The sequence below is a fragment of the Niveispirillum fermenti genome, assembly GCF_052474395.1.
The window spans coordinates 27,589-51,987 of sequence record NZ_CP156681.1 but is presented as its reverse complement, the minus strand read 5'-3'; the positions used below and the strand labels follow the sequence as shown (position 1 = coordinate 51,987).

21 protein-coding genes are annotated in these 24,399 nt (G+C 67.1%); 13 read left to right on the top strand and 8 right to left on the bottom strand.

The features are described from left to right. Window positions 1-18 precede the first annotated feature (18 nt). From purH to rpe, 3 genes are all read right to left on the bottom strand, one after another. Entirely contained in the window at window positions 19-1,602 is a 1,584-nt protein-coding gene (gene purH, locus ABC728_RS11670; protein WP_416618244.1) for a bifunctional phosphoribosylaminoimidazolecarboxamide formyltransferase/IMP cyclohydrolase, read from the bottom strand. Window positions 1,603-1,684: 82 nt separating this feature from the next. After that, window positions 1,685-3,331 (bottom strand): heparinase II/III family protein, encoded by a 1,647-nt coding sequence (locus tag ABC728_RS11665; RefSeq protein WP_416618245.1) that lies wholly within the window; start codon window positions 3,329-3,331, stop codon window positions 1,685-1,687. A 6-nt stretch (window positions 3,332-3,337) separates the two neighbouring features. Then, entirely contained in the window at window positions 3,338-4,024 is a 687-nt protein-coding gene (rpe, locus tag ABC728_RS11660; protein ID WP_416618246.1) for a ribulose-phosphate 3-epimerase, read from the bottom strand. A gap of 483 nt (window positions 4,025-4,507) precedes the next feature. On the opposite strand from rpe, the gene gloB reads away from it, so the two are divergent. Genes gloB through ABC728_RS11645 form a run of 3 tightly spaced genes read left to right on the top strand, consistent with a single transcriptional unit; the run spans window position 4,508 to window position 6,385 of the window. Then, entirely contained in the window at window positions 4,508-5,278 is a 771-nt protein-coding gene (gloB, locus tag ABC728_RS11655; RefSeq protein ID WP_416618247.1) for a hydroxyacylglutathione hydrolase, read from the top strand. Between the two features lie 37 nt (window positions 5,279-5,315). Beyond that, the gene (locus ABC728_RS11650) at window positions 5,316-5,927 is read left to right on the top strand and encodes a glutathione S-transferase N-terminal domain-containing protein (RefSeq protein ID WP_416618248.1); all 612 of its coding nucleotides are present in this window, start codon (window positions 5,316-5,318) and stop codon (window positions 5,925-5,927) included. Window positions 5,928-5,929: 2 nt separating this feature from the next. After that, window positions 5,930-6,385 (top strand): cupin domain-containing protein, encoded by a 456-nt coding sequence (locus ABC728_RS11645; protein WP_416618249.1) that lies wholly within the window; start codon window positions 5,930-5,932, stop codon window positions 6,383-6,385. Between the two features lie 71 nt (window positions 6,386-6,456). On the opposite strand, the gene ABC728_RS11640 is transcribed toward ABC728_RS11645, so the two are convergent. Together ABC728_RS11640 and ABC728_RS11635 are read right to left on the bottom strand one after the other, a co-directional pair. Beyond that, on the bottom strand, window positions 6,457-7,449 hold the full coding sequence (locus ABC728_RS11640; protein WP_416618250.1) for an NAD(P)H-dependent glycerol-3-phosphate dehydrogenase: 993 nt from the start codon (window positions 7,447-7,449) through the stop codon (window positions 6,457-6,459). 136 nt (window positions 7,450-7,585) lie between these two features. Beyond that, window positions 7,586-8,128, bottom strand: a complete 543-nt coding sequence (locus ABC728_RS11635) for a hypothetical protein (RefSeq protein WP_416618251.1) — start codon at window positions 8,126-8,128, stop codon at window positions 7,586-7,588. 211 nt (window positions 8,129-8,339) lie between these two features. Here ABC728_RS11635 and ABC728_RS11630 point away from each other — a divergent pair, with 211 nt between their 5' ends. The 3 genes from ABC728_RS11630 to ABC728_RS11620 all read left to right on the top strand — a co-directional run bounded on the left by ABC728_RS11630 (window position 8,340) and on the right by ABC728_RS11620 (window position 11,260). Further along, window positions 8,340-8,951 carry a glutathione S-transferase family protein gene (locus ABC728_RS11630; protein WP_416618252.1) on the top strand — a complete coding sequence of 204 codons (612 nt, stop codon included), beginning with the start codon at window positions 8,340-8,342 and terminating at the stop codon, window positions 8,949-8,951. 179 nt (window positions 8,952-9,130) lie between these two features. Further along, window positions 9,131-10,366 (top strand): serine hydrolase, encoded by a 1,236-nt coding sequence (locus tag ABC728_RS11625; RefSeq protein ID WP_416618253.1) that lies wholly within the window; start codon window positions 9,131-9,133, stop codon window positions 10,364-10,366. Between the two features lie 168 nt (window positions 10,367-10,534). Then, window positions 10,535-11,260, top strand: coding sequence for a response regulator transcription factor (locus tag ABC728_RS11620; RefSeq protein ID WP_416618254.1), 726 nt, complete (start codon window positions 10,535-10,537; stop codon window positions 11,258-11,260). Between the two features lie 33 nt (window positions 11,261-11,293). Here ABC728_RS11620 and ABC728_RS11615 read toward each other — a convergent pair whose 3' ends face one another. Both ABC728_RS11615 and ABC728_RS11610 read right to left on the bottom strand, forming a co-directional pair. Continuing rightward, the gene (locus ABC728_RS11615; RefSeq protein WP_416618255.1) at window positions 11,294-11,989 is read right to left on the bottom strand and encodes a glutathione S-transferase family protein; all 696 of its coding nucleotides are present in this window, start codon (window positions 11,987-11,989) and stop codon (window positions 11,294-11,296) included. A 128-nt stretch (window positions 11,990-12,117) separates the two neighbouring features. After that, on the bottom strand, window positions 12,118-12,432 hold the full coding sequence (locus ABC728_RS11610; RefSeq protein WP_416618256.1) for a 2Fe-2S iron-sulfur cluster-binding protein: 315 nt from the start codon (window positions 12,430-12,432) through the stop codon (window positions 12,118-12,120). Window positions 12,433-12,718: 286 nt separating this feature from the next. Between ABC728_RS11610 and ABC728_RS11605 the strand changes: the two genes are divergently transcribed. The 3 genes from ABC728_RS11605 (at window position 12,719) to ABC728_RS11595 (ending at window position 18,547) form a co-directional block, all read left to right on the top strand. Further along, entirely contained in the window at window positions 12,719-14,893 is a 2,175-nt protein-coding gene (locus ABC728_RS11605) for a TonB-dependent receptor (RefSeq protein ID WP_416618257.1), read from the top strand. A 77-nt stretch (window positions 14,894-14,970) separates the two neighbouring features. Then, complete coding sequence (locus ABC728_RS11600; protein ID WP_416618258.1) at window positions 14,971-15,813, top strand: SRPBCC family protein; 843 nt, start codon at window positions 14,971-14,973, stop codon at window positions 15,811-15,813. Window positions 15,814-15,859: 46 nt separating this feature from the next. Then, complete coding sequence (locus ABC728_RS11595) at window positions 15,860-18,547, top strand: LuxR C-terminal-related transcriptional regulator (protein WP_416618259.1); 2,688 nt, start codon at window positions 15,860-15,862, stop codon at window positions 18,545-18,547. A 111-nt stretch (window positions 18,548-18,658) separates the two neighbouring features. Here ABC728_RS11595 and ABC728_RS11590 read toward each other — a convergent pair whose 3' ends face one another. After that, on the bottom strand, window positions 18,659-19,360 hold the full coding sequence (locus tag ABC728_RS11590) for a type 1 glutamine amidotransferase domain-containing protein (RefSeq protein ID WP_416618260.1): 702 nt from the start codon (window positions 19,358-19,360) through the stop codon (window positions 18,659-18,661). Window positions 19,361-19,621: 261 nt separating this feature from the next. On the opposite strand from ABC728_RS11590, the gene ABC728_RS11585 reads away from it, so the two are divergent. From ABC728_RS11585 to ABC728_RS11570, 4 genes are read left to right on the top strand one after another with little or no spacing between them, the layout of a single operon-like run. Beyond that, window positions 19,622-20,650: an aromatic ring-hydroxylating oxygenase subunit alpha gene (locus ABC728_RS11585; RefSeq protein WP_416618261.1), complete on the top strand. Its 1,029-nt coding sequence runs from the start codon at window positions 19,622-19,624 to the stop codon at window positions 20,648-20,650. After that, a complete protein-coding gene (locus tag ABC728_RS11580) occupies window positions 20,650-21,456 on the top strand; it encodes an FAD binding domain-containing protein (protein WP_416618262.1) in 807 nt (268 codons plus the stop codon). Before ABC728_RS11585 ends, ABC728_RS11580 begins: the two co-directional genes overlap by 1 nt. Then, window positions 21,453-21,950, top strand: a complete 498-nt coding sequence (locus ABC728_RS11575; RefSeq protein ID WP_416618263.1) for a (2Fe-2S)-binding protein — start codon at window positions 21,453-21,455, stop codon at window positions 21,948-21,950. Before ABC728_RS11580 ends, ABC728_RS11575 begins: the two co-directional genes overlap by 4 nt. Further along, window positions 21,943-24,321, top strand: coding sequence for a xanthine dehydrogenase family protein molybdopterin-binding subunit (locus tag ABC728_RS11570; RefSeq protein WP_416618264.1), 2,379 nt, complete (start codon window positions 21,943-21,945; stop codon window positions 24,319-24,321). The genes ABC728_RS11575 and ABC728_RS11570 overlap by 8 nt, the downstream gene beginning before the upstream one ends. The last annotated feature ends 78 nt before the right edge of the window (window positions 24,322-24,399 follow it).

The following is a 24,399-nucleotide window of genomic DNA, read 5'->3' as shown; positions in this document are numbered from 1 at the left end:
GGCCGGATGCCCTGCCGGTCAGTGACGGAAGTGGCGCATGCCCGTGAAGACCATGGCCAGGCCGCGTTCGTCGGCCGCGGCGATAACCTCTGCATCGCGCATGGAGCCGCCGGGCTGGATCACGGCGGTCACCCCCGCATCGGCGGCGGCCAGCAGGCCGTCGGCAAACGGGAAGAAGGCATCGGACGCCACGACGGAGCCCTTCGTGCCCGCCTCTTCCAGGCCGGCGGCCTTGGCGGCGTCGGCCGATTTCCAGGCGGCGATGCGGCTGCTGTCCACCCGGCTCATCTGCCCGGCGCCGATGCCCACCGTGGCCCCGCCCTTGGCATAGACGATGGCGTTTGATTTCACATGCTTGCCCACGCGGAAGGCGAACAGCAGGTCGGCCAGCTCCGCGTCGGTGGGCGCGCGCCGGGTGACCACCTTCAGGTCGGCCTGTGCGATGCGGCCATTGTCACGGGTCTGGACCAGATAGCCGCCGGACACCGACTTCACGAACAGGCCCGCCTCTGCCGGGTTCGGCATGGAACCGGTCAGCAGCACGCGCAGGTTCTTCTTGGTGGCCAGAAAGGCCTTGGCCGCGTCATCCGCGTCGGGCGCGATCACCACTTCGGCGAACAGCTTGGCGATTTGTTCCGCCGTGGCGGCGTCCAGCGTCCGGTTCATGGCGATGATGCCGCCGAAGGCCGACACGGGGTCACAGGCCAGCGCGCGGGTATAGGCATCCAGCAGGTTGTCACCCTCGGCCACGCCGCAGGGGTTGGCATGCTTGATGATGGCGATGGCCGGGCGGTCGAATTCCGACACCAGCTCGAACGCCGCATCCGTGTCGTTCAGGTTGTTGTAGGACAGTTCCTTGCCCTGGAGCTGGGTCGCCGTGGCGATGCCGGGGCGCTGGTCGCCGGTCGTATAGAAGGCGGCCGTCTGGTGCGGGTTCTCACCATAGCGCAGCGTCTGGCGCAGCTCCCCGCCAAAGGTCAGGCGCTGGGGATATTCCTGGCCCAACTGGCCCGCGAACCAGCGGGAAATGGCGGCGTCATAGGCGCCCGTCCGGGCATAGGCCTTGGCGGCCAGCCGCCGGCGGAAGGACAGGTCGGTCTGCCCGTCATGGGTGGCCAGCTGGGCCGTCAGTTCGGCATAGTCGGCGGGGTCGGTGATGACGGCCACGAAATCATGGTTCTTGGCCGCACCCCGGATCAGCGACGGGCCGCCGATATCGATGTTCTCGATGCAGGTCTCGAAATCCGCACCCTTGGCCACCGTCGCCTCGAACGGATACAGGTTCACCACGACAAGGTCGATGCCGGGAATATCGTGGGCGTCCATGGCACCGGTATGGGTGGGATAGTCGCGGCGGGCCAGGATACCGCCATGGATCTTCGGGTGCAGCGTCTTGACCCGGCCATCCATCATCTCCGGAAAGCCGGTATGGTCCGACACTTCCGTCACGTCGATGCCGGCATCGGCAATGGCCTTGGCCGACCCGCCGGTGGACAGGATATGGACCCCGCGCGCGGCCAAGGCCTGCGCAAGGTCGATCAGGCCCGTCTTGTCGGAAACGGAGATGATGGCGCGGCGGATGGGGACGAGATCGATGCTCATGTCTTTGGTGTCCAGGTGGCAAGTAAAAGAACCGGGCCGGTCCATATGAACCGGCCCGGCGGTGGGGAAGACAGTCCGGTTCCTAACTGTCGATATCGCTGCCTTCGCGGCGGAAACCCCATTTTACCGGGGTTTCGCCCAGTTGCGTGATGCCGCGCAGCACGATCTGGACGGTCGGCCGCGGTTCGGCGCCCTGTCCCAGATAGATGCTGTCGGCGGTCTCGATGCCGGCCCCGCCGGCCCGGAACTTCCACAAGGCGCCGGACGGCAGGCGCAGCAGCAGGGCCGCCTCATCCTCCAGCGTTGCCACGCGCACACCGGGGTGCAGGTGGAAGCGCACGGCGAATTTATGCCCGGCCGCACCGGTCAGCGTGTCCTGCCCCCGCAGATCTTCCCCGCTTTCGGCCAGGAACAGGCGGCGATGATGGGTGAAGCCGCCGCGGATCTGGTAGCCGTCATGGTGGGCCTCCACCAGCGTGCCTTCCTCCGCATCCTGGCGCAGCGACCGCACGCGGGACGGGCGGCGCGTCAGGCCACCTTCGTCGTTCACGGCGCTGGAATTGGTATCGTCGATCGTGACGGTGGAATGGGCGGCCGTGGCGGCCAGGGCGGCCCGCCAGGGCCCCTGGTCGCCGGGATGGGCGCCGCAATTCACGATCAGCCGTTCCCGCCCGATGCTCATCTCGAACGACAGGGTGCCGGCATGGGCATGTTCGTCCAGGCCCGGGGCCGGTGGCACGCCCGTGTCCATCAGGATGCAGGTGCGGCCCGCCGTGATGCGCTCGAACCCGATATGGGGTGTTGATTTCAGGGGGCGGCCGCGGGCATCCGCCTGACCCAGCACGGTGTCGATCAGCACCGCTTCCCCCTCCTGGGCCCCGTTGAACAGGGCAAGGCCGCCATCGCCATGGCGGAAGAAGCGCAAGGTGGGGGTCATGCGGTCGATGGCGTGCTGCAACGCCTCCGGCACGTCGGCCCGCCCGGCGCGGTAACAGCCGCGCATGTCGATCAGGTGGCGCAGCGCCAGCAACTGGCTGGCCGGCGAATGTTCGACATGGCCGCCATCGGGCAGCACCTGGCGCGGTAACTCGCGGGCCAGCAGGCTGCCGGCGCGTTCCGCCACGCGCGACAGGCCGGAAAGGCACAGGCCGCCATAGACCATGCCCTTCACCGCGGTCAGCAGCGGCCCGCCCTTCAGCCGGCCGGGCACCGCATGGTCCAGAAAGCGCACCTGGCGGGCCAGACTGTCGAAGACACGGGCCCGCAACTGATCGTCGGCGCTGGCCAGGAAGAAATCATGCTGGCCGATCCAGGCGGTGACGCGCGTGGCCAGCACGTCGGGCGCCCAGGCCACGGGGTCCCATTTGCGCCCGAACAGGTCCAGCCAGTGGCTGACCAGCACACGGGCCTGCCGGCGGGCGGCATCGCCCCCCGTGGCGCGCAGATGGCGCAGCCAGTCGAACCCGTGCATCTCCGCCAGCCAGGGGGCGGAAGCCCCCGGCTCCAGCCAGGGCGGCAACTCGCCGCTGAAACTTTGTCCGGTGAAGCGGAAGCGGTTGTTCAGCAGTTCCTGCCCATGCTGGGCATCGCCCGGCCAGGGGTCGGGTGGCACGAAGGAAAGGCCGGCGGGGACAGGTCCCGACAGGGCCGTCATCTGATAAAGCGCGGTGCCGCGATACCAGGCCCCCGAACCGGGCTTGAACCGCTTATGCGCCACGCCAGCGGTCATGATGGATCAACCGTTTCCGCCGCGCAGGGCGCGAATATTGTCGGCATAGGCCGCCGGCCCGCCCAAGAAGGTGGCCGTACCGGCCACCAGCACGTCGGCACCGGCCGCGATGCATTGCCGGGCCGTCTCCACATTCACGCCGCCATCGACCTCCAGGTCGATAGGGCGGCCGCCCTGGGCTTCCGACACGGCATTGATGCGCCGCCGCAGCTCGGTGATCTTGTCAAGCTGAGAGGCGATGAAGCTCTGCCCGCCGAAGCCGGGATTGACCGACATGACCAGGACCAGATCCAGATCCGCCAGCAGATAGTCGATCATCGACAGGGGCGTGTGCGGGTTCAGCACGATGCCCGGCTTCTTGCCCAGCGAGCGGATGAGTTGCACGGTACGGTGCGGATGGGCACCGGCCTCGGGATGGAAGCTGATGATGTCGGCACCGGCATCGGCGAAGCCCTGGATGAAGGGGTCGACCGGCGCGATCATCAGATGCACGTCGAAGACCTTCTTCGTGTGCGGGCGCAGCGCCTTGACCACGCCGGGACCGATGGTGATGTTGGGCACGAAATGCCCGTCCATCACATCGATATGGATGTAATCCGCCCCGGCCGCGTCGATGGCGCGAACCTCCTCGCCCAGGCGGGCGAAATCGGCGGACAGGATGCTGGGGGCGATCTTGGCGGGCTGCGTAGTCATGGCGGGGTAGGTAGCAACAACAAGGCGTCCCGACAAGCCGGGTTCAGCGCATGAATGGCCGGTTCCGGGCACATGGCGACCCTTGTCACGCTGCCGGACACAGCCATTGCGGCGTGCGGATCAGCCTGCTTCAGATCAGCGCCTTTCCGTCGGCTGGAAAATCGCACCGGTGGCAGTTGCCGCCGCACGGCCCCTGCCGTGAGCAGCGGCGCCGGCTCCGCCCGGAATCCTCCTGGTCAAGCGTCCAGGGCGTGGTTGACGGGGGAGGGTACCACCCCCCACTCTGATCCCGTAGCAACCCATCCGGCAAGGTCGGCCATGGACAGGAAGGACCTTGCCGTCGCAATAACGGCCCGTTCGGTCCCGCATGTTGATCACGCAGGCCAGGATGGAGGCTTTGCTGCTGGTGACGGCGGATGGGATGATCCCAACCTGATGACGTGAAAACCCTGCCGGTACAGGCATTGAGAAAGGGGCGGTCCGATGGTCGAGGTGCATGTCGTTCCGGCATTGACCGACAATTACATCCACATCATCCATGATGCGGAACATGGACTGACCACAGTGGTCGATCCCGGAGAGGCGGCACCCGTTCGCGCGTTCCTGGCCGAGCGGGGCTGGCGCCTGACCCATATCCTGGCCACCCATCATCATGGTGACCATATTGGCGGCATTCCGGACCTGCGCGCCGGCAGTCATGCCACGCTGATCGGCCCCCGGGCGGAAATCGACCGCATCGCGGAGATGGATGCCGTCTATGGCGACGGCGACAGCTTCGCGCTGGGCGGGCAGACCGTACATGTGTTCGATACGCCCGGCCACACACGCGGCCATTGCGCTTTCTATTTCGAGCAGGCGCGCCTGCTGTTCAGCGGGGACACGCTGTTCTCGCTGGGCTGTGGGCGGCTTTTCGAAGGCACGCCGGAACAGATGTGGGACAGCCTGGGCAAGCTGCGCGCCCTGCCTGGGGACACGCGCATCCATTGCGGCCATGAATATACCGCCGGCAATGTCCGCTTCGCCCTGTCCATCGATCCCGACAATATCGCCCTGAAGGCCAGGGGGGAGGAGGTGGCGGCGCTGCGGGCCAGGGGCTTGCCGACCATTCCGTCCCGCCTGTCGGACGAATTGGCCGCCAACCCGTTCCTGCGGGCCGATGATCCTGGCCTTGCCGCCCATTTCGGTCTGTCCGGCGCCCCGGCGGCCACGGTCTTCGCCGCCATTCGCACGGCGAAGGACGAGTTCCGGGGCTGATCCCCTCCCTTTATCCCTGCCATGACGGAATGCTCCCATGAAGCTGCGTTACAGCCAGTCGTCCCCCTTCGTGCGCAAGGTGCTGATGGTGGCGCACGAGGTCGGGCTGGCCGACCGGATCGAACTGTCGCCGATCGATGTCTGGTCGCCCGACAGTGCCATCGTGCGTGAAAACCCGTTGTCGAAAATACCGACGCTGCTGACCGATGATGGCATGGTGCTGTTCGACAGTCCGGTGATCGCGGAATATCTGGACAGCCTTCATGCCGGCCGCAAGCTGATCCCCGCCACCGGCCCGGTCCGCTGGATGGTGCTGCGCCAGCAGGCGCTGGGCGATGGCATCTGCGACGCGGCCGTGCTGCGGCGGCTGGAAGGGCTCCGCCCCGCCGCCCTGCGCTCCGCGGAATGGGACAGCCGCCAGCGCGCGGCCATCTTCCGCGCCTTTGACCGGCTGGAGGTGGAGGCCGGCGACCTGCCCGAACCGGACAGTCCCACGGTGGGGGGCCTCGCCATCCTGTCGGCCATGGGGTACATGGATTTCCGCTTTGCCCATGAACCCTGGCGCACCGGCCGGCCGGGGTTGGCCCACTGGTTTGAATCGGCATCGAAACGACAAAGCTTCCTGGCTACGCTTCCGCCAACGGAATGAACATGCTCTATTCGATGAAGCCAAAGCAGATTATCGATCTGCTGGGCATGAAGCCCCATCCGGAAGGCGGCCATTATGTGGAAACCTTCCGTGCAGATGCCCCGGCGGGTGGACGGTCGGCACATACGGCGATCTACTTCCTGTTGCAGGCGGGCGAATATTCGCACTGGCACCGCGTGCTGGACGCCGACGAGATATGGCATTTCCATGCCGGTGCGCCCCTGGTCCTGACCATGTCCCCCAACGGCCATGACGCCGCCGCCCACCATCTGGGCAGCGACCTTGCGGCGGGACAGCGACCGCAGATCATTGTTCCGGCAGGGCACTGGCAGACGGCGGTCAGCCTGGGTGCCTGGACATTGGTCGGCTGCACCGTGGTGCCGGGGTTTGAGTTCGCATCGTTCGAGCTGGCGCCGCCCGACTGGCGGCCGACCCCACGCCCGCCGTCGGGGCGATAGGGCCGGCTGGGCCGCCGCGGGACGGGGGCCGTCGAAGGTGCAATAAGGTAAGATGTCGAAGACCGCCGGGATCAGACCGTTTCCGCCTTGAACGGCCGGGTCATCAATGCATCGATGATATCGTCCAGGTCGGCCCCATGGTTCAGCACGGCATCCACGGCCTGGCACAGCGGCATGTCCACCCCCTTGTCGGCGGCCAGCCGTGTCACGGCACGGGCCGTGAACACGCCCTCGGCCACAGACCGGCGTTCGCCCAGCACGTCGTCCAGGCTGCGGCCCTGGCCCAGGGCCGCACCCAGCGACATATTGCGCGATTGCAGGGAGGAACAGGTTAGCGTCAGGTCGCCCAGCCCCGACAGGCCCATCAGGGTTTCCGCCCGCGCGCCCAGCCGGGCGCCCAGCCGGGCGATCTCGGCCAGGCCCCGCGTGATCAGCGCGGCGCGGGCATTATCGCCCAGATTGCGGCCATGCACGATGCCGCAGGCGATGGCCAGGACATTCTTGACCGCACCCCCCACCTGCGCGCCGACCAGATCGTCGGACAGATAGGGGCGGAAGGTGCGCCCGCCCAAGGCCGTCAGCAACGCCTGGCCCTGTTCGCTGTCCGCGATGGCCAGCGTCACGGCCGTGGGCAGGCCCCTTGCCACCTCCGCCGCGAAGGTGGGGCCCGACAGCACGGCCAGCGGCTGGTCGCCCAGCTCGGCGCCTGCCGCCTCGCTCATCAGGCTGCCGGTTTCGATCTCGATGCCCTTGGCACAGATGATGACCGGCACGCCCGGCTTCAAATCGGACCGCAGCGCCCGGCAAGCCGCGCGCAGGTGCTGGGCCGGGGTGACCAGAAGCAAGGCGTCGGCATCCGCGGCCTCCGACAGGCTGCCGGTGGCGCGGATGGCAGGGTCCAGCGGGATACCGGGCAGGAACAGGCTGTTCTCATGCCGGTTGTTGACGGCCTCCACCACCTCTGTCTCGCGTGCCTGGAGAACGACGTCCCGGCCCGCCCGGGCCGCCGCCATGGCCAATGCCGTGCCCCAGGCTCCCGCCCCGATCACACCGATGCGCTGCATGGTCCTGTCTCCCCTGGGTCCATGACATCCGGGACATCACCCGGTTCAGGAAACAGGCTTAGCGCGCGGACGGATAAAAATAAACAGGGCCGGGCGGGAACTTCCCGCCCGGCCCCGCTGGAACGGGCCTTTGGCCTTAGTTGACGGCCGTGCCGGCCGGGGCGGAGGCCTGGAGGGTACAGCCGCTACCCTGCAGCTCGCACTGCTGCAACGCGGCGGCGCGGGCCTCTTCCTCGGTTTCACGGACCACCCAGCCGAAGGCGCCGTCCTCGGACATGGCCAGGGCCTTGGCGCCCGCGGCCTTCTCATAGTCGGCGACCACTTCGCCGCGCAGGTCGGCCGCATCGGCATGGCTGCGGGCTACCTCGCCCAGCGTCGTGCCGGCGGTAACGGCCTGGCCATCGACCGACACGACGCGGCAGGTGTCGCGCGTCACCTCGGCGCAGCGAGCCAGGGCGGCGATACGGGCCTCGCCCACATCCACGCCCGAGCTGTAGCCGACGGCCCCGTCATCGGCCATCGCCATGGCCTTGTGACCTTCCAGCTTGTCATACATGGCCACGGCCTCGCGGCCGACATCGCTCATGTTGTTGACGGCCTTTTCCTTGGCGGCATGGGCCATGGCCGGGATGGCGAGGATGGCGACGGTGGCGACCAGCGCAGACTTGATCTTCGACATGTGTCCCTCCTTGGAATTTGAGCGCCAGCCCGTTCAGGCCGGCTTCAGGGGTAAAACAAAGGGTCGGGGATCAAGTTCCAGGGCCGGTGACGATGTCACGAAATCACCTTCCTTCCGCCAGATTCCAGCAGGGGCGCCATATTTCGGCCATTGGCGGATTGCGAGGGCATCGGCATGATGCGGCACAGGGATTTTCCGGGAGAAAAGCGCCATGCGCCTGTTCGACGATGCCATCGCCCCAACGCCGCGCCGTGTGCGGATGTTCCTGGCCGAAAAGGGGGTAGAGGTTGAACGTGTGCCGGTAACGCTGGGCAGGGGTGAACATCTGGCCCCCGACTATCGCAGGCGCGTGCCCAGTGCGCGTGTGCCGGCCCTGGAACTGGATGATGGCACGGTCATCAGCGAAAGCGTGGCCATCTGCGGCTATTTAGAGGAACTGTATCCTGATCCCAACCTGATGGGGCGCGATGCGAAGGAGCGGGCGGTTATCGCCATGTGGCAGCGGCGGATGGAATTCGAACTGCTGCTGCCGTTTGCCGCCACCTTCCGCCACACCCATCCGAAGATGGCGGCCCTGGAACAGCAGGTCCCCGCCTATGCCGAGGTGCAAAGACCGCAGGCACAGGCGCGTCTGGCGACCCTTGACGCCGACCTGTCGCGAACGGCCTTCGTGGCGGGCGACCGATTCACGATCGCGGACATCACGGCCTTCACCACACTGTCCTTCTTTCCCCGCTTGTGCGGCCTGTCGCTGGATGACGGGCTGCCCCATGTGAAACGCTGGATGGCCGAAATCGCCACCCGGCCCAGCGCCGCCGCATAAAGCCAATCCTATCCGGGTATGTCGATGGTACAGGTCGTTGAAATGGGGCGATAATTGGCCACTGGTAAAGGCATTTTCTTAACGACTTCCCGCTAGACATTGATAATCATCGCCTTTAGCTTGACTGCCAAGCGAGACGATGGGCCGGGCGGCAACGCCTTTTTGATGGGGAGTGGGGCATGGCATTGACGACGATCTGGCGGCGTTCGGTGACCTCTCCGAAGCGGATGGCGACAGCCCTGGTCATGGCGGCCCTTCTGGCCGTCGCCGCCCCTGTCGCCGCCCTGGCGAAATACGCCTCCATCATCATCGACGCCAAGACGGGGGAGGTGCTGCACGAAGCCAGTGCCGACACTCGCAACTTCCCGGCCAGCATGACGAAGATGATGACCCTGCACATGGTCTTCGACGCGCTGGACAGCGGCAAGCTGCGCCTGAACCAGCAACTCCCTGTCTCCCGTCATGCGTCCAGCATGGAACCCAGCAAGCTGGGCCTGGTGCCGGGGGACAGGATCACGACGGAACAGTGCATCCGTGCGCTGGTCACCAAATCGGCCAATGATTGTGCCGTCGTCCTGGCCGAGGCCGTCGGCGGCACCGAGACGGAATTCGCCCGGCTGATGACCGAGCGGGCGCGCAAGCTCGGCATGTCGCGGACCACTTTCCGCAATGCCTCCGGCCTGCCCAATGCCGGTCAGCTCTCCACGGCACGCGACTTCGCCCGTCTGGCGCAGAGCCTGATCTATGATCATGCCAAATATTACCATTATTTCTCGACCCGCAGCTTCACCTACAAGGGTGTGGTCCATACCAGCCATAACCGGCTGATGGCGCGGTATGACGGGATGGACGGCCTGAAGACGGGCTATATCCGCGCCTCCGGCTTCAATCTGGCGTCGTCGGCCGTGCGGGACGGGCGCCGCCTGATCGGCATCGTGTTCGGCGGGCAGACCGGCGCCTGGCGCGACAACCACATGGCCCGCCTGCTCGACGATGCGTTCGAGGGCAAGCGCGAGGCGCCGATGCTGGTCGCCAGCACCCAGTCGCCCAAGCCCAAGCAGCGCAAGACCGCGCCGGAGGGTGTCGTCGCGGCGGTGTCCGACAGCATCATCGGCACGGCCAATGCCGCGACCGTTGCGGCCCCGCCGTCGCGCAAGGCGGCCCTGGGCGGCTGGTCCATCCAGGTTGGCGCCTTCAACGACAAGGCCGCCAGCCAGCGCGCCGTCAATCAGGCCACCCAGCGCACCGGCACCCTGCTCGACAGCGCCACCCCGCAATTGATGGAAGTCTCCACGGCCAAGGGCAAGCTGTACCGTGCCCGCCTGACCGGGCTGGACGAGACGACGGCGCGCCGCGCCTGCGCCCAACTGTCCAAGTCCGGGCAGGGCTGCCTGACATTGCCGCCGTCCGCCTGACGGGCCATCCCGGCGCAGCATGAAAACATTCCCGGTCTACAGGCCCGCCCACCCGGCGGGCCTGTTGCTTTTCCGGGTTGTTTGGACAGCATACGATTGACGCCCTGGGCGGATGCCCCCTAAATGCGCCGGAATTAACCATGCCCGCCGCTGCCAGGGGTTACCGATATGGATGGGATTCGGACGATCGCGGTCGTGGAGGATGAAACCGATCTGCGGGCGCTTCTGGCCGAATTCCTGAGTGGACAGGGGTTTCTGGTCCAATCCGCCGGCACCTGGGGGGAGTTCCGGCGGCACCTGGAGGCGGGCACGGAACCCGATCTCGTCATCCTGGATATCGGGCTGCCTGATGCCAGTGGCTACGAGGTGATGCAGCATCTGCGCGACCGGCCGCAGGGGGCGCCCCCCATCATCATCGTGACGGGCGCCACCAGCCCGCGTGACCGTTCCATGGGGCTGGACCTGGGGGCGGACGATTATGTCTGCAAGCCGTTCGACCTGGGGGAGCTTCTGTCACGGGTCCGGGCCGTGCTGCGGCGGGCGCGGACGACCGTCACCATGGCACCGGCCGGCGACCTGCATATCCGTTTCGGCTCCTGGCTGCTGAAACGGGACGAACGGGTGCTGGTCCACCTGCCCGAACAGCGGGTGGTGGAACTGACCGCCATGGAGTTTGACCTTCTGCTGGCCATGGCCCAGCGTCCGCACCGTATCCTGACGCGGGAGCAGTTGCTGCACCTGTCCCATATCCGCAAGGGTGACCCGTTCGACCGGGCCATCGATGTCCGTATCGCCCGGCTGCGGCGCAAGCTTGAAGTCAACCCGTCGCATCCCGGCCATATCCGGACCGTGCGCGGGGCCGGTTATGTCTTCCATCCCGACGGCACGGTCTGACCCGGCATCCGTCTGCCGGGTCAGACCGGCCGGTCAGGCGTCCTGGTCCTTCATCCACCAATAGCGCTTGCCGGGTTCCGGCGTGAAATCCACTTCCCGCAGGCCATCGTCGCGCAGCGGGCAGGCGGCGCTGGGCCGTTGCGCGAACATGGCCGCCCAGCGCTTCAGCTTGGGATGTGCGTCGGTCAGGAAATGGTCGCCGTAATTCTCGGCATTGTGATGGACCATCGGGTAAAGCGCGCAATCGGCGGTGGAGATTTCGGCCCCCATCAGGAACGGCCCCGTATCATCGGCCAGCATTTCCATGCTGGCGATGGACCGGTCCAGGAACGGCTTGATGAAGGCTGCCGTCTCCGCACTCTGGGTCAGCAGCCGGGCGAATTGCGGCAGGGTGTTGGCATAATAGGGCATGCAGCGATGGAAGAACTCGTTGCACAGATGCATGAAGGCCCGCATCCGCTGCCGGTCTATGGCCGTCTTCCCGATGAAATTCGGGCTGGGGAAGCGTTCTTCCAGATATTCGATGATGGCCAGACTGTCGAACAGGCAGGTGCCGTCATCCAGTTCCAGCACGGGGATATAGCTGAGCGGGTTCTTGGCCAGCATCGCGGGGTCGCGCTGATCGCCATAGCTCATGGGCACGATGTCGATGCCCCCGATCCCCTTTTCCTTGATGTAGATGGTCACGCGCCGGGGCCAGGGGCCCCACGCCAGATCGTAAAGCTTCATCGGAAATCCTCCTGCGCCGGCCGCGTCATCGCCGGACCGTTTGACACGGCGCCAAGAGTATCGGCCCACCCGGCTTCCGGCCAGCAGGCCTACCCGGATTGCGGTCTCACCACCCGCCGCCGGCCCCGTCAGTCGGTGGCGATGGTGACGCGCATGCCGTCCAGCGGGGCGATGACCGGGATCTGGCAGGACAGGCGGGACGTGGCCCGGCGTCCACTGCAACTGTCCAGCAGGTCGTTCTCGTCGGCGCTCATCGGCGGCATGTGGCCGGCATAGGCCGGATCGACATGGACATGGCAGGTGGCGCAGGAACAGCAGCCGCCGCACAGGGCATCCAGCCCATCGACCCCCTGGGCGCGCAGCCCTTCCATCAGGGTTGCTCCCTCTTCGATATCGATGGACAGGTCCTTGCCGTCCAGTGTGGTGACGATCAGACGGGGCATGGCCGCACGACCTCCTGCATTGCCGGGGGGACCGGTGGCGGGGCTGTTTTCCGGCCCCGCCGCACCGGCCCGCCCCTGTTGCCACAACCCCGCCCCGGGCCGCACCTAGCCGTTCGGACGGGCAGGACGGGGCGGGACAGTTCCGCCGTAAAGATAGGGTGAGTCGGCCGGCATCCCCGCGCTACCTTCGGCATCGCAACAATTTGGCCGGTACCCGATAAGGGCGGAAGCCGGCGATATCCGAACAGGTTACAGGGCGCTTCAACTGGGAATGAAGAGGACACGCATGTCTGCCTTGGCAAAGGGCCAGAGCCAATCACGCCATCATCATCGCCGGATCATCCTGGCCGCTCTGCTGGCGGGGTCACCGCTGGCACTGACCGCCGCCATGCCGGCCGTCGCACAGGAGGAACCGGGCGCATCGGGGCTGATGCTGGAGGAGGTGATCGTCACAGCCCGCAAGCGCATGGAGCGCCTGCAGGACATCCCCGACAGCATCACCTCCTTCTCTGCCGCGAGCATCGAAAGCGCCAATATCCAGAACGTGAAGGATATGGCCGTCCTGGTGCCCAACGTTTCCATCGTCGAGGCCCAGCAGCCCGGCGTGGCCATGATCAATATCCGCGGTGTGGGCCAGGCCCGCAACGGCGAGAGCCCCGTTGCCGTGGTGATCGACGGGGTACAGGCCAGCAATGCCAGCCAGATCACGCAGGACCTGTTCGATATCGAAAGGATCGAAGTGTTGAAGGGGCCGCAAGGGGCGGTCTATGGCCGCAACGCCATTGGCGGCGCCATCAACATCGTCACCCGCCAGCCCACCGACACGTTCGAGGGCTTCGTGCAGGCCGGCTACGGCACGGCCAACGACAAGCGGGTCAGCGCCAGCCTGAGCGGCCCCATCATCCCGGAACGGCTGCTGTTCCGTATCGCCGGGTCGGCCCGCGATTTCGACGGCCAGGTCGACAGCCTGATGACACCGGGTCACGACAAGGCCGATTGGCAGGAGGACCGGAACGTCCGGGCCGGTCTTCTGGCCCGCCCGTTGGAGGATGTGACGCTGGATCTGCGCTATGCCCGGCTGGATACCAGGGCCGGTGCCGCCTATTACGGCCTGATCACACCCGGTGACGATATCGACCGGCCGCTGCCCTATGCCGGCGATCGCGCCAGTTGGGCCGACCGGGTCCTGAACGACGCCTCGGCCAAGCTGGACATCGAGCTTCCCGGCGTCACCCTGACATCCGTTACGGCGCTGTCCAAGGTCAGTTCCTTCATTGATGAGGATCTGGATTTCACACCCCTGTCCCTGACCATTGCCGAACAGTCGCTGAAGACCAGAAATTTCAGCCAGGAACTGCGCCTCACTTCCAATGACGGCGGCCCGTTCAAATGGCTGGGCGGGGTCTATTATCTGCGCAGCCGCCAGACCCTGGACACGAAGATCAGCGGCGGGGCGGACCTGTTGCCCGCCCTGGGACTGCCGTCATCGATGGCCCCCCTGCTGCTGGCGCGCACGGCGGCGCGCGACCGCAACAAGGCCTATGCCGGGTTCGGGCAGCTTTCCTATCGGTTCGACAGCGGACTGGAGGTGACGGGTGCCCTGCGCTATGACGTCGACGACCGGCACCAGACCGATCTGGTCGCCGCGGGCAACCCGGAATATGATCAGACCTTCCGGTCCTGGCAGCCCAAATTGTCGCTGTCCTATTTCTTCGAAGCCGACCAGATGGTCTATGCGACCGTCGGCAAGGGGTTCCGCAGCGGCGGGTTCAACCCCCAGGAGCGTATCACCCGCGTCTATGACAAGGAAGAGAACTGGAACTACGAGGCGGGTTTCAAGACCAGCCTGATGGACCGGCGCATGGTCTTGAACGGTGCAGCCTTCTATACGCGGATCACTGACCGGCAGGTCTATATCCTGGACCTGATCAATTCCGCCCAGACACTGGCCAATCCCATTCCCAAGGCAGAGGTCTATGGCGCCGAGCTGGAGATGACGGCACGGCCCCTGCGCGGGCTGGACCTGTCCGCCTCCATCGGGCTGACCGACAGCAAGATCGTCAGCTATCGCACCGATGTGTTCGCCGGCCTGCCCGTGGCGGGCGATTTCACCGGCAACAAGCTGCCGCAGGTGGCGGGCCTGTCCTATGCGCTGTCGGCGCAGTACGCCTTCGACCTGACGGACGAGGCGACGCTGACCCCGCGGCTGGAATGGAACGGGTCCGGTGGGCGTTATTACTGGGAGATCGACAATCAGGCCCGGCGTTCCGCGATCAGCCTGGTCAATGCCCGATTGACCCTGGATTACGATGCGCTGTCGGTCACGGCTTATGCGGAGAACCTGTTCAAGGAGGATTACATCCTTGAATATGTGGCCATGGAGTGGAGCGGGGCCGCCGGCAATTTCTCCGCCGCTGCCCCGGGCCGCCGCATCGGCATCAAGGCGCGGTTCGACTTCTGATGTCCCGGCCCGCGGCGGGTGCCGCCTGCCGCGGGCCGGTCCGGACATGAAAGCCAAAACCAACAGGGAGAGCGACCATGGGCCAGGCCCGCGTGGTGCGCCGTTTCGATGCCCCGGCATCGGCGGTCTGGGATCTTGTGTCATGGCGGGGCATGGCCCGCCTGGCCGGGGGCAGCCTGTTCGAGACTGTCAGCTTCGAGCAGGCGGACATGGCGGTGGGCGCCACCAAGCGGCTGCATCTGGCCACCGGCGACACGATCCGCGAAAGGCTGGAATGGCTGGACGAGCCGGGCATGGGCTATGGCTACCGCATCATCGATGGCGGCGGCCTGCCTGTGACCGACTATACCGGCCATGTGCGGGTCACGGCGGCCGGTCCGGATGCCTGCACCGTGATCATCCGCTGCGAATTTGCGGGTGTGACCGTGGAGGATGAGGATTTCCGGCGGCAATGGCAGGAAATGGAGAGTGGTGTGCTGGATGCCGTTGCCACCCGGCTGGCCTGCGCGTCTGTGACGCCATCGGACATCGCCGCCATCATCCGCGCCCGCAGCGACCTGTTCGAGGCGGATTTCGCCAGCGGCGATGCCGCCCGGCTGGTGGCGAACTATTATACCGACACCCCGCGCGTCATCATGCCCGACAGCCCCATGCTGTCGGGGCGGGCGGCGATCACCGCCATGTTTGCGGAACTGATGAAGGTCAACGCTGCCTGCCGGTTGCATCAGGTGGATGTCTACGCGGCCGGTGACCTTGCCTATGAACTGAGCGAGGCGACGGTCACCCCGCGCGACCCGGCGGCCCCGGTGCTGGCCGTGCGCTATATCATCATCTGGCGGCGCGTTGCGGGGGAATGGCGCGTGTCCATCGACTTTTTCGGCTGGGGTGATCTGGCGGTTGCGGCCGTGCCGGGATCGTGACAGCCTGGAATACGGATGGAGCTGCTGACGGACGGGAGAGCGTCGTTTGGCGGAACAGGTCGCGGTTGGGGAAGATGAATTGTCCGCCGACGGGGCGGATATCGGTCTGCCTTACCGGTATGCGCCGCGCCACGCCGCGGGCCACCGTGTCCTGCGCAAGGACCTGCTGCGGCACCTGACCGAAGCCAGCCTGCTGAAGCAACTTTGCATCGTCCGCGGTCCCGCGGGGTCGGGCAAGACCACCCTTCTGACCCAATGGTTCGAGGTGGCGCAGCAGATGGACCGGCCCGTCGCCTGGCTGACGGTGGATGCGGCCGACCGCGACCTGGCGCATCTGCTGCGGGGGCTGGCGCTGGCGCTTCAGCGTGCGGGTTGTGTCCGCATTGCGGAGGGGGTGAGGGCGCTGGCCGGTCAGGCCGATTCCGCGGGCACAGCACAACTGGCCCAGCGGCTGGCCACCATCTGCAACCGGTCGGGCGAACGGCCGCTGATCGTCATCGATCAGTATGAATGCATGGATGGAGAGGCGATCGGCCAGATCGTCGCGGGCTTCCTGCAGCACGCGGCCAGCACGCGGCTGGTGATCGCCAGCCGCGTGCGCCCGGTCATCCAACTGGGCAGCCTGCGGGCCCGCGACCAGTTGTTCGAGATCGGGCCGTCCGATCTCAACCTGACGCCCCTGGAAACCCGGGCGGCCTTCGACGAGGATGTGCCCGAGCTTTACACCCGCCGCCTGCATCTGGAGACCAGCGGCGAGGCCGTGGCCGTCGGCTTTGCCCGGCGGGTCATGGATGAATTGCCCCGTGACATGGTGGGGGCGGAGAACTGGCAGGAGCAACTGCACGAATATTATCGGGCCGAGGTGCTGGACAACCTGCCCGAACAATTGCGTGACGCGATGAGCCGGCTGGTCGTCGTGGAGCGGTTCGACCTGTCGCTGGCCACCGCGCTGCTGGGCCGCCACGCGACGGCGGTGATCGAGCGGCTGCATCATGTGGAAGGGCTGCTGCTGCGGCATCGCGGCACGCAGGAATTCTATTTCCCGGAGATGCTGCGCCGGTTCCTGGAACGCCGGCTGGCCTGGATGGAGGATGCCGACCATGCCGGGCTGCACCGCCGCGCCGCGCTCTGGTTCGCCCAGCGGGGACGGCACATGGAGGCGCTGCGCCACGCTGTCGCGGCCGGTGACCGTGAACAGGCGTCGGTCCTGCTGGAACGGGTGGGCCAGACCAGCCTGGTGACGCAACAGGGCGTGTCGGAAGTCCATCGCATGCTGGCATCCATCGGGCTGGCCCGTGATGCCGACAGCCCGGCGACGCTATTGTCGCTGGCCGTGATCCATGCGCATGAGGGCGACGCAGAGGCGGCCGGCGCCTGCCTGGACAAGGCCAAGCGCATGCTGGCTGGGGACGGCGCGGATGACCCGGCCGTGGGCGGGCCGCTGATCCTGGCGGAGGCGTTCGTCGCCGGCTTCCGGGAAAGGACGTCCAGCGCCGCCACGGCGCCCGCCCTGCGCCGCCACCTGGATGACACACCGGAAAGCGACCATGACATGCGCGCGCAGGTGCATGTGCTGCTGTCCTGGGACCGGTTCTGCCACGGCGATATGGGCGAGGCGCAGCGTCTGATCGATGCGGCGGGTGCCGATTATGCCGAGACGGAAGGCGTCTATGGCTGCGTCTTCATGCATGTGCATCAGGCGCTGACCCGGTTCTGGCGCAACGACCTGGACCAGGCGCTGGCCGAGATCAGCCTGGGCGAGCGCATGACGCGCATCTTCTTCCCCGATGACCAGCGGCTGCGGGCCATGACGGGGATGCTGCGGGCCGGACTGCTGTTCGAACTGGGCCGGCCGGACACGCTGACCGACTTCACGGCACTGGTCGGCACCGTCGGTGCCGTGGAAAGCTGGAGCGAGATCCAGATATGGAGCCATCTCCAGGCGGCGCGCGCCGCATTGGCCCAGGGACGCGGACAGGAGGCGCGGGGTATCGCCTCCTACGGGCTGGAGGTGGCGAAAAGGCTGGAATCCCGGCGTATGGATTGGCACATGCGGCTGATGGGCCTGGAGATCGCCATCCGTGCCGGCGAGATTGGGCGTGCCCGGGCGATGGGCACGGCCATGGGGCTGCCCGATGCCGCTTTCCTGGATGGTGCCGATGGCACCTTCACCTGGCAGGAACAGGGGAGCGGGCTGCTGGCGGGCCTGCGGCTGGCCGATGCGCTGGATGATGATGCGCAGTTCACCCGGCTTGCCGCCATCGCCCGCGCCCGGATCGATGCGCTGGATGTCGACCGCTGCCGCGCGCAGCTTGAAATCCTGCTGGCCCGGCGGGCCCAGCGCCAGGGGGATGTGGCGGGTGCGGCCGACCATGTCGCGGCGGCCCGGGCCGCCTGCCCGCATGGCCTGCCCGCGGCCCTGTTCCTGGAGGCGGCGGACGGGCTGGGCAGCCTTCTGCCCGACCTGTCGGCCTGGGTCGTGCCGGCCAAGCTGTCGGCCAGCCGGGGCCCCGTCCCGCTGCCTGCCGCCGACGAGCGCGACCCGCTGACCGAACGGGAACGCCAGATCATGCTATTCATGGGCGAGGGCCATCCCAACAAGGTGACGGCCTACAGGCTGGGCCTCAGCGAGGCGACGGTGAAATTCCACCTGCGCAACATCTATCGCAAGCTGCATGCCCAGAACCGTACCCAGGCGCTGGCCCGCTACCGGAACCTTGCCGACGAGCGCTGATACCGTCCGGGCACAACCAGCTTCCGCCACGCAAAGACCCTGCTGCAACGCGAACACCCCTCCCCGCGGGCGGCGGGGAAGGGTGCGGAGCAGGGCGTCTGCACAGAGGCGTCAGGCCGCCGGTGCCTTGCGGCGCAGATGGTCCAGGATGGCCACGGCGAGCGGATCGGCGGAGGCCGGGTTCTGGCCCGTGAAGAAGGGCGGGTCGCAGACGACATGGGGGGCCAGCGGTGCGGCGGCGGTATAGATCCCGCGCAGCTTGCGCAGCATCTCTTCCGGCAGGACGGGGACGATCTTGTCCAGGCCCATCATCACATCTTCCGCATTGCTGATGGCCGTCACCTGCCGGTTCTTCACCAGGGGTTCCCCGTGAGGGTCCGTTGCCTGGATCAGGCCGATCACGCCATGGCAGACGCCGGCGATGACCTTGGATTGCGGGAAATAATCCTCCACCAGCTTCTTCAGCGCGGCATTGTGCGGGAAGTCCCAGGTGGTGGCGGCCCCGCCCACCATGAACAGCCCGTCGAAGGCGGCGGGATCGATCTGGTCCAGCGGCACGGTGCCGGTGATGGCCGCCTGGGCCTCGGGATCATCGCGGAAACGCCGGCCGGCCTCGCTGATCCAGGCATCTTCCACGCTCATCGGGTCGATCGGGGCGGCACCGCCCTTGGGCGAGGCGATGGTGACGCGATAGCCGGCATCGATGAACCGCCAGTAGGGGGCGGCCAGTTCCTCCATCCAACTGCCGGTCTTGTTGCCGCTGCTGCCCAGCACGCCGTGCGACGACACGATGAAGAGAAACGACTTGTGCATTCCTTGGGGCTCCTGTTCGGGGTGCGGATGTCGTTCGCCACTGTCGTCGACAGGGCCCCGTGCCGCCCATCCGTCCGAACGGCGAAAGCACCTATCCTTTCGAACGGGGCCCTTCCGGCGCCCCGGTGCCGCATGACCCCGGGGTGCGGCAGCCGGGACGCTGCGGGACCTGTTCCATCGGGCGGCTATGCAGCGCGGCCGGTCGCGGCGATCGTTTCCCTCAACGATACCCCCTTGCACATCATTCTTGGAGGCTGCCCCATGTCCCCCGACCAGCGCTTCACCCCCGACGCCGGCCAGGCCCGCGAGACCTTCCGCCGCCCCCTGGGCAAGGCTGTGCCGTTCGAGGGAGAGGGCGGGACCTTCACCCAGAGCTGGTACCCGATCTGCATGTCCAGCGCCGCGACGGCCGATTTCGTCCGCGGCTTCGATTTCCTGGACGGCCGGGTCATCGTGTTCCGCGACAAGCAGGGCCAGGCGCATGTCATGAGCGCCTATTGCCCGCATCTGGGCGCCGATCTGTCCATCGGTGACATGGTGGATGGCAGTGTGCGCTGCGTGTTCCATCACTGGAAATACGGCGCCGACGGACGTTGCAACGGCATGCCCAGCAAGGACCCGATCCCCGGTGCCGCCCGGCTTTTCAAGTTTCCGGTCTGCGAGAAATACGGGATCGTCTGGGCGTTCAACGGGCTGGAGCCGCATTACCAGCTTCCCGATTTCGATTATCCGGAGGAAGATCTGGTGTTCAAGACCAAGATCTTCGGCGAAGTGGTGCCCGTGGACCCCTGGGTCCTCTGCGCCAACACCCCGGACATGCAGCATATCCGCTATCTGCACGGGATCGAGATCAATGGCGACAACCCGCATGAGGCCGTGGAATGGACCGATCATTCCATGTTCTACAATTTCGAGGGAACGCACATAACGGGGGAGCCGGTCAGCCATCGCATCGGGATCGTCGGCACCAGCATGTATTTCCAGAGCACGGTGTTCGCCGGCCGCTGGTTCGGCTTCGTGTCGCCCTTCGCCCTGGTGCGGCCGGGACGGTCCACCGTGTTCATCACCGTCTGCGCCCGCAAGGACATGGGCACGCCGGAGGAGGTGGACGCCTTTCTGGAGCAGATTGCAGAACTGGAGCAGCGCGTCGTGCTGGATGATCTGATGAACATGCAGACCATCCACCTGCAGCCGGGCACCCTGACCCGCAGCGACCTGACCCTGTCGCGCTTCTTCGATTATATGCGCGCCTACCCGCGTGCTCACCCGTCGGCGGAGTTCATCCGTTGATGGCGGCGCAGGGCTACCGTGCGCCGCAAACGATGGCGGCGTTGACCGCCATCCTGGCCGCGGAGCCCGGCGCCATGATCCTGGCCGGCGGTCACAGCTTGCTGCCGGCCCTTTCCCTGCGTGGCGACCGCCAGGGGCTGCTGGTGGATATCGGCCGCATCGCGTGCCTGAAAGAGGTGGTGCTGACGGCTGCGGGTGCCATGCTGGGGGCGGGGGTCAGCCTGTCGGCGGTACTGGCCTCCCCCGTGGCGGAGCGCTATCCGGCGCTGGCTGCGGCGCTGGGGCATGTCGGCAACCATGTGGTGCGCAACCGGTCGACCATCGGCGGCAACCTGGCCTGGGCCGATCCGCGCGGGGAGGTGCTGCTGGCCATGATCGCCCATGATGCGGTGATCACCACCAGCCGGCGGGAAATCCCCGCCGCGGATTTCGTCACGGGACCGTTCCGGACCCTGCTGGCGACGGGGGAGGTGATTCTGTCGGCCTGGCTGCCGCCACCCCGCCCCATGGGATTTGCGGAAATGATGGCCCGTGATTCCACGGGCCGGGCCGTCCTGTCGGCCCTTTGCGCGCTGGGGGGTGACGGGACGGTGCGGCTGTCGGTCGGCGGGCTGGCCGACCGGCCGGTGCGTAGCGCGCCGCTGGCCTGCCCGGACCCGGCTGCTCTCGCTGCATCGGCCGCATCGTTCCTGGACGGGGTTATGGCCCGCCATCCCGTTCTGCCCGATGCGCTGTCGCCTGCCTATCGGCGCCGTATCGCGCCCACTCTGCTGCTGCGCTGTTACCAGCAAGCGAGGACCGGATGAGCATTGAACTGCCCCTGTCGCTCAAGGTGAATGGTGAGGACCGGAACCTGACCGTTCCCCCCTGGATGAGCCTGGCCGACATGCTGCGCGAGCGGCTGCACCTTGCCGGTACGCGCATCGGCTGCAACGAAGGGGTCTGCGGCACCTGTACGGTCCTGCTGGACAGCGTGCCCGTGCGGGCATGCCTGACGCTGGCCGCGCAGGCGGACGGGGCGGTCGTTGAAACCGTCGAAGCCTATGCCGATGACCCTGGTCTGCGGGCCATCCAGCAGGCCTTTGTCGATCACCATGCCGCGCAGTGCGGCTTCTGCACGTCGGGCATGCTGGCCATTGTCCGCGCGTTCCTGGACGACCGCACCATCGCGGACCATGGAGAGGAAGCGGTGATCCGCCGCACCCTGGATGCCGTCCTCTGCCGCTGCACGGGCTATCAACCGATCGTCGCTGCCGTGAAGGCGCTGGCGGCGCGCCGGGAGGGACGGGCCGATGGCTGACACACCCATGCCCGTCAGCCTGCCATCGGGCATGCCCGCGGGAAGTGCCGTCGGCAGTTCCGCGCCCCGCCGCACGCTGGACCGGTTCGTGACGGGCAAGGGACGCTATGTGGCCGACATCCCCTTGCCCGGTGCGCTGACGGTGCTGCTTCTGCGATCCACCCTGCCGCATGCCGCCATCCTGTCGGTCGATGCGACGGCGGCCCGGCGTGTGCCCGGGGTGGTGGCCGTGCTGACGGGGGCCGACCTGACAGGGGTCGGCCCGCAGCCCTCCCTATGGGACCTGCCGGGGCAAAACTACTCCAATCTGAAGGCGCTGGCCACCGACCGGCTGCTCTATGTCGGCCATCCTTATGCCGTGGTCGCGGCGCGCGATGCAGATGCGGCGGCGGCGGCGGCGGCCCTGGTCGTGCTGGAAACCGATGGGCTGCCGGTCCATGTCACGATTGACCAGGCGATGGCGCCGGGTGCCGCCCGGCTTTACGACCATTGGCCCGACAATGTCGTCGGCCGGCAACATTGGACGGCAGGGGATGCCGGGGCAGGCTTCGCGGCGGCGACGCACCGTCTGAGCGGGCGGTTCACGACCCAGCGGGTGCATGCACTGTCGCTGGAGCCGCGCGGGGTGGCGGCCATGCCCGACGGGGATGGCGTGACGGTCTGGACCTCCACCCAGTCCATCCACCAGGTGCGCGCCGGCATTGCCGAATGTCTGGACCTGCCGGAACACCGGGTGCGTGTCATCGCCCCCGACGTTGGCGGTGCCTTCGGCATGAAGGGCTGCATCCATGGCGAAGAGACGCTGCTGGCCCTGCTGGCTCTTCGGCTGCAACGGCCCGTGCGCTGGCTGGAAACGAGGCGGGAGGCCTTCATCGCCTCTCCCCATGGCCGGGATATGCGTGTCGATCTGGATGTCGCCTTCGATGCCGACGGCCGTTTCCTGGCCCTGAAGGCCGATATCGTGCTGGACAAGGGGGCCGACCCCTATGCCACCTCCATCGGCACGGCCTGGGTGACAGGGGCGGTGCTGACAGGCCCCTATCATGTCCCCGCCGTCGATATCCATAGCTGCGGCGTGGTCACCAACAAGACGCCGACGGGCGCCTATCGCGGCTATGGCCAGCCAGAGGCGAATTTCCCTCTGGAAAGGCTGCTGGACATGGCCGCCCGGCGGCTGGGTCTGGACCCGGCGGAAATCCGCCGGCGCAACATGGTGGCGCCCGACCGGATGCCCTTTGCGCTGCATAGCGGGGTATTGCTGGACAGCGGCTGTTATGCCGGCCTGCTGGAGGCCACCCTGGAGCGGTTCGGCTACGTCGCGGCGCTGGAAAGGGCTGCCGCCGGCCCCCGTCCTGACGGCCGGGTGGTGGGCATCGGCATCGCCAGCTATATCGAGATGACCAATTTCGGTCCCTCGCCGGTCTGCAAGCTGATCGGCGTCAACAATGGCGGGTTCGACACCTCCGTCGTGCGGATGGAGCCCAGCGGCCATGTCCGGCTGTTGATCGGGCAGACACCCATGGGGCAGGGGGTGGAGACCAGTCTGGCCCAGATTTGTGCCGACCGTCTGCATCTGCCCGTGGAGGATGTGTCCGTCGTCCATGGCGACACACTCTCCGCCCCCTATACCGCCTATGCCAGCGGCGGCAGCCGGGGGGCGGGTGTGGCGGGCATGTCGGTGCGCCTCGCCGCCGATCGTCTGGCCGAGCGGGTGCGCCGCTGGGGCGCGCATCTGCTGCGGGTGGAAGCCGACCGGGTTGTGCTGACACAGGCCGGGGTGCAGGTGGAGGGGGAACCCACGCGCCGCCTGTCCATGGCCGCCATCGCCCGCGCGGCCTATTACGGCGCCGACGTGCCGCCCGGCCTGGAACCGGGGCTGGAGGATCGCGCGGCTTATGACCCGCCGGCCCTTGCCATCTCCTACGGTTCCGTCGCGGTTGAGGTCTCTGTCGATCCCGACCTGGGCAAGGTGCGGGTGGAGCGCATCACCTTTGGTCATGATTGCGGTGTGCAGATCAACCCGGCCATCGTCGATGGACAGGTGCGCGGCGGCGTCGCCCAGGCCGTGGGCGCGACGTTGTTCGAGGAAATCCGTTATGACGGCGCAGGCCAGCCCCTGACCCTGTCCCTGCATGATTACCTGCCGCCCCTGGCCAGCGACCTGCCCGCCATCGACCTGCTGCATTTCGAAACGCCTACCCCCTTTTCCCCGCTGGGCGCCAAAGGTGTGGGGGAGACGGGCATCATCGCCGTGCCCGCCGCCATTGCCAATGCGGTGCAGCACGCACTGGGCCCACGGGGCGGGGCGATGAACAGCCTGCCGCTTACCCCGGAACGGGTGCTGGATGCGATGCCGCCGGTGGACATTTGATGCCGGCGGGGAAAAATCGGCGGCCCGCATGGAAATGGCGGGCCCCCGGCCCCAGATGCTGTGTGTCACCTTCCACGG